Source organism: Pantoea sp. Morm (assembly GCF_016643525.1).
Lineage (GTDB): Bacteria > Pseudomonadota > Gammaproteobacteria > Enterobacterales > Enterobacteriaceae > Pantoea > Pantoea dispersa.
In genome coordinates this window covers 1-8,351 of record NZ_VOQX01000138.1, presented here as the reverse complement: position 1 = coordinate 8,351, position 8,351 = coordinate 1, and the positions used below count along the sequence as shown (strand labels likewise).

Annotated in this window: 10 protein-coding genes and 2 pseudogenes; 6 read left to right on the top strand and 6 right to left on the bottom strand. The window is 48.4% G+C overall.

Annotation, left to right across the window (positions count from 1 at the left end; genetic code table 11):
• Nucleotides 1–286: hypothetical protein (locus tag FT726_RS25085; protein ID WP_346303644.1), on the top strand; the 286-nt coding region annotated here is incomplete at its 5' end.
• A gap of 540 nt (nt 287–826) precedes the next feature.
• On the opposite strand, the gene FT726_RS25080 is transcribed toward FT726_RS25085, so the two are convergent.
• Both FT726_RS25080 and FT726_RS25075 read right to left on the bottom strand, forming a co-directional pair.
• Entirely contained in the window at nt 827–1,468 is a 642-nt protein-coding gene (locus FT726_RS25080; RefSeq protein ID WP_034830568.1) for a hypothetical protein, read from the bottom strand.
• Between the two features lie 125 nt (nt 1,469–1,593).
• Nucleotides 1,594–2,481, bottom strand: coding sequence for a LysR family transcriptional regulator (locus tag FT726_RS25075; protein ID WP_034830567.1), 888 nt, complete (start codon nt 2,479–2,481; stop codon nt 1,594–1,596).
• Between the two features lie 96 nt (nt 2,482–2,577).
• On the opposite strand from FT726_RS25075, the gene FT726_RS25070 reads away from it, so the two are divergent.
• From FT726_RS25070 to FT726_RS25060, 3 genes are all read left to right on the top strand, one after another.
• Nucleotides 2,578–3,639 carry an SDR family oxidoreductase gene (locus FT726_RS25070; protein WP_034830565.1) on the top strand — a complete coding sequence of 354 codons (1,062 nt, stop codon included), beginning with the start codon at nt 2,578–2,580 and terminating at the stop codon, nt 3,637–3,639.
• A gap of 276 nt (nt 3,640–3,915) precedes the next feature.
• Entirely contained in the window at nt 3,916–4,503 is a 588-nt protein-coding gene (locus FT726_RS25065) for a hypothetical protein (RefSeq protein ID WP_230599240.1), read from the top strand.
• A 57-nt stretch (nt 4,504–4,560) separates the two neighbouring features.
• Nucleotides 4,561–5,001, top strand: coding sequence for a hypothetical protein (locus tag FT726_RS25060; protein WP_230599238.1), 441 nt, complete (start codon nt 4,561–4,563; stop codon nt 4,999–5,001).
• Nucleotides 5,002–5,825: 824 nt separating this feature from the next.
• Here FT726_RS25060 and FT726_RS25055 read toward each other — a convergent pair.
• The 4 genes and pseudogenes from FT726_RS25055 to FT726_RS25040 form a co-directional block, all read right to left on the bottom strand.
• A complete protein-coding gene (locus FT726_RS25055) occupies nt 5,826–6,158 on the bottom strand; it encodes a conjugation system SOS inhibitor PsiB family protein (protein ID WP_052127585.1) in 333 nt (110 codons plus the stop codon).
• A 28-nt stretch (nt 6,159–6,186) separates the two neighbouring features.
• Entirely contained in the window at nt 6,187–6,366 is a 180-nt protein-coding gene (locus FT726_RS25050; protein ID WP_052127584.1) for a hypothetical protein, read from the bottom strand.
• A 311-nt stretch (nt 6,367–6,677) separates the two neighbouring features.
• A pseudogene (ssb1, locus tag FT726_RS25045) lies at nt 6,678–6,821 on the bottom strand (single-stranded DNA-binding protein SSB1); the annotation flags it as partial.
• Nucleotides 6,822–7,308: 487 nt separating this feature from the next.
• Nucleotides 7,309–7,656 (bottom strand): hypothetical protein, encoded by a 348-nt coding sequence (locus tag FT726_RS25040; RefSeq protein ID WP_034830560.1) that lies wholly within the window; start codon nt 7,654–7,656, stop codon nt 7,309–7,311.
• A gap of 117 nt (nt 7,657–7,773) precedes the next feature.
• On the opposite strand from FT726_RS25040, the gene FT726_RS25035 reads away from it, so the two are divergent.
• Together FT726_RS25035 and FT726_RS25030 are read left to right on the top strand one after the other, a co-directional pair.
• Nucleotides 7,774–8,214: a LexA family transcriptional regulator gene (locus FT726_RS25035; protein ID WP_034830559.1), complete on the top strand. Its 441-nt coding sequence runs from the start codon at nt 7,774–7,776 to the stop codon at nt 8,212–8,214.
• Nucleotides 8,215–8,351 (top strand): annotated as a pseudogene (locus FT726_RS25030) (DNA polymerase V subunit UmuC); the annotation flags it as partial.

Below are 8,351 nucleotides of genomic sequence, written 5' to 3'. Positions count from 1 at the left end.
TCGGGTCACGCCTTCGCAATACGATAGAGAACATCATGATAAAGATGCAAACGTATACAACAAGACGTCACACCGTGTAATTGGGCAAGAGTTTGACAACGTTGCCGTGACAATTGATGAATACTTCGAATATGATTCTGACGGTCGACTGGTCTTTAAAGGAAGGTCTTATTACTATCCACTAAAAATGCTTTTCCAAAATATCACACGAGCCAGGAAAAAACTGAACCCTGTAATAATCAATAACCAGGTCTTATTAAATAGATGCCTGTCAATATTAAAATAACCCCCTTTCTCAGGGGGTTTCTGACAAAGTCTCCACCTCTGTTTTTATAAACGTATTTGTATGCAACTCCCTATTTTAAGAAGGAGGAATGGATAGACTTTGTAGCAGTTAACACTGCCTTTAGTTCGCCATCAGACCTTAGCCTTTAGGCCCGAAACGCATTCCTTCACGGTTCGGCGGAGCTTACCACCTTTGTTGGTAAGCGCAGTCGGGCTGACGACCCGGCCACGCCGGAGAGCCGACGGGGGCCATTGAAGAGAGGTCATTAAATTATCCTGCAAAGCCTATCCACCAGCCATTCTCAGAATGAGATATTCATAACCACCTTTATTCAGGGGGAAGAACTTCAACAACTCTTTCAGGCGAAGGCTGCGGTAAGTGTATGGGTCCAGCAGGAAAATTCCAGTGGTGTTACTCTGCGCTGTTATTCTGAACGTGCCAAACTTGACGGCCTTAATGCTCAGACAATCCCGATGCGGCTTATCACTGGTTCGAGGCAGAACGCCGAACCATAACTTTCTCTGAGACGCAGAGACAAGGCTAAGGGTAATCATTATTGAGTATGGAACTGAAATCATCTGAAGCGCTTTTTTTATTAGCGGCGGGTGGAATGTATGCATTGAGCGTTTTGCTTATACGGGATATTTTAAGAGCACAAACTGCTACCCACCCCCATGTTAAAAAGGCCACAACAAAGACTAACAGGGACTTCAGTAATTGCGTGACGTCACTTTGTATGAAACCACTGTATACCTCTGAACCTGTGATCACTAACAAACATATCATTACCAGAGGTACGAACCAGATATGGTATTTGTGTGGATAAATATATCCCTCAGAGATTTTGTACATTCCCTGATAGCGCAAAACTGTTTTAAGGGACGGAATCAATGACTGCGCATGATCTGAACAGATGCATATGATTTTATAGGATAGATCACGGTCTCTGTGCAGTCCGAATGACTGAAGACGGAACTGCTGTTCTGCCTTAGCTAACGGGTCAGCTACCGGGGCAGCTGTATCTCTGAGCCACTTAACCGCTTTTATCTGCTCAGGCAAAGGGCGTGAAAAGAAATCTCTGCGATGAAACTGCATATACTTTTTTGCCAATGCACCGATGATCGTAACGAGAAAAACAGAAACGACCTGAATACTTAACAGATCTTTTAATTCTTGAATCATAGCTGTTTCCTTGCTCCTCTGACATTAAAGAAAAGTAATATATTAATTAAATATCAGTTGATTATATTAAAACTTACTTTGGCTTACTCCATTTCGATGGCCATCTCACTCAATCATTTCGTTCTTTAAAGCAGTCCTGCTATCTGCGGCAGTAACTGTTCGATCACCCCTGCCACGTTTCTGACCTTATGCGGGATAAAACGGGCGTCGGGGAAAACGACATACAGGAAACGATCTGGCAGCTTCCAGTCCGGAAGTACCGGAATAAGCGTACCCGCCTGCACCGCTTTAGTTACGAGCGGCAGCTGCATACCACCAATGCCAATCCCTGCCTGTAATGCCTGAAGCAGGCCTTCACTGGTGCTGGTCTGAAAGACGGTATTCACCTTCACATCGACCGTCTCATTTTCTGAAATCAGCCGTAAGGGGGCATCATGCATAATTCCGCTGAAACGGATGTGTGGCAGCGCTGGCAGGTCAGCTGGCGAATACACCGGTGAGAACATGGGGGCGGAAAAAAGCTGGATCTTGACCCGCGCCAGCACGCGTGACGCATGTTCATCCGGTGGCTGGCTTCCTAGTCTTATGGCGATATCCACCCCTTCGGTAATCAGGTCTGCAATGCGATCGTCCAGGGAAATTTTAAGATGTAATCCCGCATTGGCTTTCTGCAGGTTCAGAAGGTGAGGAAGAAATAGCTGGCCAAGGCCACTCGGAAGCTGCACATGAACTTTGCCCTGCCACTGATGATCACCGGGAGACAGGTTGCTTTCCGCCTCACGCATTGCTTCCAACAACGGCTGCATATCACGCTGGTAACGCTGTCCCTGCTCGGTAAGTGCCATCTTACGCGTCGTACGATTCAGCAATACCACCCCGAGCTCCTCCTCCAATGCGGCAATCTGCTGGCTAACCGCAGATTGTTTCAACCCGATTTGACGTGCAGCTTCAGAAAAAGAACCGGCTTCTGCAACATGCAGAAAGGTAGAGATAGCATTAAGTTTATTATTCATTTAGCTATTTCCATTATAAGTACCATCTAATTATGGGGGTATATGCGGAAAAAATAATATATCACACTCTCTGAACCCCTACTTCGGAGTCACAACATGAATAACTTAAATAAGGTCGCACTGGTCGCAGGTGCAACGGGTATTGTCGGTAGCAATCTCGTAAAAACGCTCCTTCAGGATGGCTGGGAAGTGATCGGCCTGAGTCGCCAGGCGCTACCTCATCCTGATAGTATTCCGGTCGTATGCGTTGATCTGCTTGATGAGAAACAAAGTGAAAAGGTGCTTCAGCAATTAAGCAGCATTACACATATCTTCTTTAGCGCATGGGTAAATGCGGCGAACTGGACAGATATGGTTGGGCCTAACGTGACCATGCTGCGTAATCTGGTCAGTAATATTGAGAAAGTGGCTCCACTTCAGACGGTAAGCCTGATGCAGGGCTACAAAGTCTATGGCGCACATCTCGGGCCCTTTAAAACACCGGCAAGGGAGAGCGATCCTGGCGTGCCGGGCGCTGAGTTTAACGCCGCGCAACTGGCTTGGCTGAGTGATTTTCAGCATGGGAAAGCCTGGCACTGGAATGCTATCAGGCCGGGAGTGGTTGGCAGCGCAGTGTCCGGCAATACCATGAATCTTGCGCTGAGCATCGCGCTATATGCTTCGCTTTGTCAGTCCCTGGGGTTACCGCTCCGTTTTCCGGGTTCTGAACGCACCTGGAATAGCATTGTTGATCACACCGATGCGGGTTTACTGGCAGAAGCAACAATATGGGCAGCCACCACGCCGGGAGCAGCAAATCAGGCTTTCAATGTGAATAACGGCGACATCTGGCGATGGAGCGAATTGTGGCCGCGAATCGCACGCTGGTTTCAGCTGGAATGCGCACCACCGGTCAGACTTTCATTTCACCAGATGTTTAGAGATTACCAATCTGCATGGCGCGACATGGCATTAACTCACAATCTTGTGGAAGCTGATATTCTGCAGATCAACGACGGTCAGTTTGCAGACTTTGTATTTGGCTGGGAATACGACATGTTTGGTGATGGCAGTAAATTACGCCGCGCAGGCTTTCAGAAAATGCAGGCAACTGATGAGATGTTTTTTAGTCTATTCAGAGAGTTGAGGAGTTTCCACCATATACCCCTGCAACGCTGAAATGTAAGGTTGATAGGGGAACAATGATGTTCAGGCACGGGTAATCTCACGTCCTTAAAAGGTGATACTCTGGCTGGCTGGGATTGACTTCAGTCAAGGTATTATCCGCTGTATGCGATTTGCAGATGTTCCATACATTTATCAGGACGATGGAAAACTGTACGCCACCAGACTTCCTGATATATGGGTTTGCAAATTCTGTAGATAAATGATTATGCTCAAAAACTGACTTTAAGCTATACGCTCCCCCTTAGGCTCATAAAGTGAGAATACTTAATGACTCCAATTCCTGCTGGTCTGTTCGATGTTTATGCCTTATCACTGCCCAGAGGGCTGGGATTTGGTGATGATCCTCCAGTTAGCGCATGGCGCAGTCATAATCATTTAACAATCGGCGCGCTGACTCGCAATTTCCATAGCGGAAAGCACGGTGTTCTCATAATGCGACGCCGTGAAGACGATATATGGTCAGTGCTGCACAGGGAATCAGACACTTTTAGCGAAGAAGGAGCTTTAGACATTATCTGTAAGGCATGCAATGAATCAGCGAATCGCGCTCCCTTGCCCCCGGGAGTTCACAGACGTGCACCGCTATGGGATGTTGAAGGAAGAGAACCAAGTGGCATTTTCAAACTACTCGGACATCCTTCCAGAGAACCTGGCGCATGGATGCTGAATCAATTGTATCTTGCAATGCCTAATCCTGATACTCACTGGGCAAGAGAGTGCCAGTCTGATAATTTTCACACGCGAATTTGGGAAGCCATTCTCCTGGCCAGTTTCCGTGAACAGGGGATGTTAGTCACCCAGGAACAGCCCTCTCCTGATTTTCACGTAACAAACAGAGCTGGTGGAGGAGCCTAGGTTGAAGCTGTAACAGTTAATCCACCTGAGCGTTATGACCACGCCAGAGCAGAACCTGTGGAGCCTCCCCTGAATCGGCAAGAAAGAGTATTAGGAATTGCGGCAGAACGTTACGCGCGAACCTTGCGAAATAAATTGCGTAAGGATTACACCAGCCAGCCTCATGTCGAAGGAAAGCCATTTGCCATTGCAATCGCTGACTTTCACGCTCCGGGCTCGATGATGTGGAGCCGTGAAGCACTCATGACTTACCTCTATGGGTTTTATGGCAGAGAAATAGAAAAAAATGGGAAGGTTGTCATTTCAGTTGAAACCGTTGATTGCCTTTTAAGTGACCCCAAAATCCGCGCTGGTTTATTCTCTTCACATGACAATACAGCCCTCTCTGCGGTTATTTTTTCAAATGCAGCGACGCTGTCTAAGCTGAGCAGAGTACCAGTTTCTTCCGGTGCGCTAATCGAAGGCTACCGGTATATCAGGATCGGGGGAGTTTGCTGATGATTCGCCAGGAGCAACACGTGGAATTCCCTTTAGTATGGACGTAACCAGCGACGAATATCGTAGCTTATGGAAGCCCTATAGTTATGAGCCATGGACTGCAGAATTTGAGGTTTTTCATAACCCATACGCGAGATTTCCTATCAGTTCAGCGCTGTTTCCGGAGGCCACGCACTGGCTTCCTGTGAATGGTGAGATAACTTGCAAACGCTTTTTAAAACTAGCATTTTAAAGAGCCAAACCTTGATTCAGCGCTCAGACGTGCCGGTTCCTCACGTAGAGAGCCTTATCTTTCAAGACACTCATGACTCGGACCATAAAATGGCCTGATAGCAACCCGCCTGTTCGCTTTAATCAGATTAGGTCCACATTGGGCGAACGAATCATGCATATGCTACCCTCGGATAATGGATGGCTAAAGCGTGAGCCTGAAAAGATTTTTAAAAACGAAAACTGTGATAAACCTTCAACAAATTTATCAGCTGTTAGCGGCACCACCTACCTGACAACCTATTGATTTAATTCAATTACCTGGCTGGCCAACACCGTTTCTGCCTCGCAAATAAGCCTTTCGAGCAACTCGGCATGATGCTGCATCGCAAATGCTGAACGAATTAATTCCTTACCTGAATGTCATTCAGGCTCGGCAGAATCAGCCACATCAAGCGCAGGTGTCAGACTCACTTCAATTAGAGCACATTGTGCAGACCGCGCCTTAAGTCCGGCAATGTTAGCCGGAAACCGTGTAAGGTCGATTTCATAATGATGATCAGGCGGCTGAAGGCCCCCACTGAATGCCATACTACGAAACAGTGAATGCGCATTCATACACCCATCTCCTTTCTACCCAGTAATCCGGCAATCTCAGCTGGTTTTATACCCGCTGATACTAATCCTTCAATGCGGATCAGCATCTGCCTTATCATTGCCGGCTCAAATTTTTCAGCATTAAGGATATACAGACCGGTATGATCCGGATTTATCCAGATAAGCCCGTGCCAGAAAGGCGATTCATCCCCCGGGCTAAGAATATCGATCGTCAAGTGCTTGCACTTGCGGTGGGTCAGCCGCAAATGAACAGGGAATACGCCGCCCCACTCTCCGCGACCTTCGCAGTCATTACGCCAGGCATCGCTGAGTTTCAGCGCGTTAAGCACTGCCCCACTCAGGCGGTGGCGATACTCCTCACCGCGCGCGATAGGACTCATAGTCGGAGAGCGAAAACTGCTGTAAACGTGAGAGCGTGAACGTCTCATCCCGGATCATTTCACCTGAATGTACGTTCATGTAACCGCCAGAAAGCCGACCGTAATAGCCAGCAGGCTTGCCCTCACTAATAAATTCTTTAGGCTGGATAAATGGCATATCCGATTCCTCATAATTTGATTGTCATGCCCGTGCGGGGTTGCAGCTCCGCACGGGCAATCTCCAGTGCCTTCAGGCCATCTCAATTTTTTCAGGTCCCGCGTTCTTAATGCCCTCAATGGATTGCGAGATCGGAGCTGTATCATTCAGAACGGTTAGATTTACCTGATATGTCATCATCAAAATCTGCCAGCGGATGGCTTTCCTGCGGCGTACTCTGGGATCCATTCTGCGACTGGTCTGCACTGCGACCTCCTCTGCCCCCTTTGCCGTTATTTACTGGTGCAGAAGGCGGCTGCTGGGGCTGACTTTTCACCGGTCTGTTTGTCTCGCCAGGTTTCTGATGTGGCCAGCGTGATGTTTGCGACCGCACCGCCGTTCGGCATGTAGCGAATTTCAGGGTCCTGTCCCAGATTGCCTACCAGAATGACTTTATTTACGCCGCGTGAAGCCATGATCGTTCTCCTGTATCAGTTTGCTGTTCACCACATCACCCGTTTGAGACCCTTCGCCGCAGGGGCGTTAACAAGTGCATGTGACGGCAGCCGTCCGGGGCGGAGGGGAAATTTTTTCAGGTCTAACGCAGTGGCTGGACATAAATTTCACCGGAGTTCATTTCACTCTAGACGTCCACGGCAACTGTGCTTGTCTTAGCCCGGCGACAGGACTTAAGCGGAGAGATAATGCGGAAACTCAGAGTACGATGCAGCCGCAACGCCGAATGAGCGGCAGCGAAACGACGTTGCGCCTCAGAGCGATGCCGAATTCAGGGCGTCGCGGTTTGCGCCTGCTCAGAGCAGGCTGCAGGTATGGCACTATGCCTTCTGCGATTTCAGTTTTATTGTCCGGCCATCCGGATTCAGACGCGCCGGCATCAGACGTAGGCAAAACCGGCGTAATAAAGCGGAATGGATCTTGCGGGAGGGTTTCATTTCACAATCCTTATGCAAAAACTTCCTTAAAACGAGCAGTTATCATACAGAAGCAAGTAAAGTTAAAAAAACCCGTACCGGCTTTTTCAGAGAAGCGCCAATGTGGCCATTTTTTTGCAACTCTGTCATCTGTGTCCTGCCCGGCGGTCCGAAGGCCTATCACGAATTTTGCAGAAATAATGGGGATTATCTGGTTATCTGAGTTAGGTATGGAAACCGGCGCGGGTTCGTTATCCACACCAGCACTGCACATTTGATACTTAAAGCTGTGGATAAATTGTCTCAGCCCGTGCAGTTCGGAGCGCGCAGCGAGTTGGTCATTTTGTGAGCAAATATCGCTAAATATCGCATTAAACATCAACGGACGTATCTATTTGATTGACTGCCCTCCCCTGCCATCAGCATCTTGCGTCGGCCTCAAAGCCAGCTAATAATACTGTAAATACATACAGCACTATTAGAAGAGATGATTGTCATGTTTAATGCCTTTGAGTTGATTAACCCGGCTGCAAATCCGCCCCCCAGCTACAGGCCAATTTTTCTGGAGCGCGTGCCCTGCGGGTTTCCCTCCCCCTGTCAGGACTACGCCGAGCATGAATTGGACCTCAATGAGCATCTCATTACTCACAGGGCAAGCACTTTCTTCCTTCGCGCACAGGGCAGCAGCATGCAGGACATTGGCCTGTATGACGGTGACCTGCTTATCGTTGATCGCTCACTGAAACCTGAAAACAGTGACATCATCCTCGCGGAGGTTTACGGCGAGTTTACGGTAAAACGACTGCTGATCACGCCTGACGGGCCGGTTCTGCAGCCAATGAATCCTGCCTACCCCGTAATAAAACCTGATCCTGATTCGCTTCAGATTTTCGGCGTGGTCATCCATTTCGTTCATACCACGCGCCGGAGAAACTGAATGTTTGGGCTTATCGATGTGAATTCATTTTATGCGAGCGTGGAGAAAGCGTTTCAGCCCTCGCTGAGGAATGAGCCCGTCTGCATCCTTTCCAATAACGATGGCTGTGTTATAGCAAGAAGCAAAGAAGCCAAAAA

Excerpts from the sequence above, each read along its gene's own strand:
- FT726_RS25075 (WP_034830567.1), bottom strand. The coding sequence starts at position 2,481 with ATGAATAATAAACTTAATGCTATCTCTACCTTTCTGCATGTTGCAGAA.
- FT726_RS25050 (WP_052127584.1), bottom strand. The coding sequence starts at position 6,366 with ATGCCATTTATCCAGCCTAAAGAATTTATTAGTGAGGGCAAGCCTGCT.
- FT726_RS25035 (WP_034830559.1), top strand. The coding sequence starts at position 7,774 with ATGTTTAATGCCTTTGAGTTGATTAACCCGGCTGCAAATCCGCCCCCC.
- FT726_RS25080 (WP_034830568.1), bottom strand. The coding sequence starts at position 1,468 with ATGATTCAAGAATTAAAAGATCTGTTAAGTATTCAGGTCGTTTCTGTT.
- FT726_RS25065 (WP_230599240.1), top strand. The coding sequence starts at position 3,916 with ATGACTCCAATTCCTGCTGGTCTGTTCGATGTTTATGCCTTATCACTG.
- FT726_RS25070 (WP_034830565.1), top strand. The coding sequence starts at position 2,578 with ATGAATAACTTAAATAAGGTCGCACTGGTCGCAGGTGCAACGGGTATT.
- FT726_RS25040 (WP_034830560.1), bottom strand. The coding sequence starts at position 7,656 with ATGTTTAATGCGATATTTAGCGATATTTGCTCACAAAATGACCAACTC.